The following is a 1,613-nucleotide window of genomic DNA, read 5'->3' on the forward strand; positions in this document are numbered from 1 at the left end:
TGTTCTGGGCGCTGACGCCGATCGTCGTCGTCAACCTCGTCTGGCATGTGATCGCGCTGCCGTCGCTGCCGGCGGGCCAGCGCCAGGATTTCAGGACCATGTTCGGCCTGCTGAAGCGTCCGTATTTTCTGCGCGGCCTGATCGCGTCGATGCTCTCCTGGGGCTCGGCCTTCACGATGTTCACCTATCTGCGCCCGTTCCTAGAGCAGGTGACCGAGGTGAACGTCACGGCACTCTCGGCCCTGCTTCTCGTGCTCGGCTGTGCCGGATTCGTTGGAACCTGGGCCTCCAGCCGCTTCCTGAGCGGCAGCGTTGCGCCTCTTCTCAGGCTTCCCGCGCTGCTGATGGGCGGCTGCACGATTGGTCTCTTGCTGCTCGGCGGCTCGGTCGCCGCAGTGGGCCTCTTCCTGGCTGTCTGGGGTGCGATGAACACCGCCATGTCGGTGATCTGGATGACCTGGATGTCGCAGAACGTCGACGATGCGCCGGAGGCCGCCGGAAGCCTGATGGTGGCCGCGATCCAAGCCTCGATCCTGCTCGGGGCCGTGGTCGGTGGGTTACTGCTCGATGCCCTCTCGATCTTCGCGACCTTCACGGGGAGCGTGGTCCTGGCCGCCATCGGCATCGCGCTGATCGGCAACGGGCAACGCCTTCTGAAGCCCGAATAATCACGAGGAACGGGGAGATATTGATGGACACCACCAACACAGCCACCGCGTCGGCCACACGCCTGGACCGTCGCGGCTTGATCAAGCTGACCGGGGCGGGCGTCGCCACCTTGGCGGCCGCCCCCCTCTTCAACCTCTCCAACGCAAAGGCTCAGAGCATGTCAGCGGACTGGGACAAGACCTTCCCGAAGAGCGGGAAGGTCGATCACCAGAAGGTCACCATCAGGAATCGCTACGGCATCACCCTGGCGGGCGATCTGTATCTGCCCAAGGAGAGGGCCAATCGGCGGCTGGCGGCGCTGGCCGTCGGCGGTCCGTTCGGCGCAGTGAAGGAGCAGTCGTCCGGTCTCTACGCTCAGACGATGGCGGAGCGCGGTTTCGTCACGCTGGCCTTCGATGCCTCGTTCACCGGCGAAAGCGGCGGCGAGCCTCGCAACGTTGCCTCGCCAGATATCAATACCGAGGACTTCAGCGCGGCCGTCGATTATCTCGGGCTGCACCCATCCGTTGATCGGGAGCGGATCGGCGTCATCGGCATTTGCGGCTGGGGCGGCATGGCCTTGAATGCCGTCGCCGTGGACAAGCGGGTCAAGGCCGTCGTGGCCAGCACCATGTATGACATGACTCGCGTCATGTCGAAGGGCTACAACGACAGCGTGACACTCGAACAGCGCACGCAAGCGCTGGAGCAGATGAGCCGGCAGCGTTGGGACGACGCCGCCAACGGAACTCCGGCCTACCAGCCGCCCTACAACGACTTGAAGGGCGGCGAGGCGCAGTTCCTGGTCGACTATCACGACTATTACCGGACGCCGCGCGGCTACCATCCGCGCGCGGTCAACTCGGGCAATTCCTGGACCCGGACGACGCCGCTCTCGTTCATGAACATGCCGCTCCTGACCTACATCAAGGAGATCTCGCCGCGCCCGGTTCTGCTGATCCACG

Annotated in this window: 1 protein-coding gene and 1 pseudogene; both read left to right on the forward strand. The window is 64.7% G+C overall.

Annotated elements, in window-relative coordinates; genetic code table 11:
* Positions 1-668 (forward strand): annotated as a pseudogene (locus JHD80_RS27030) (MFS transporter); the annotation flags it as partial.
* 23 nt (positions 669-691) lie between these two features.
* Positions 692-1,613: alpha/beta hydrolase (locus JHD80_RS27035; RefSeq protein ID WP_199093652.1), on the forward strand; the 922-nt coding region annotated here is incomplete at its 3' end.

Origin of the sequence: Allobosea sp. ASV33, assembly GCF_016428755.1 — a bacterium.
In the GTDB taxonomy this organism is placed as follows: domain Bacteria; phylum Pseudomonadota; class Alphaproteobacteria; order Rhizobiales; family Beijerinckiaceae; genus Allobosea.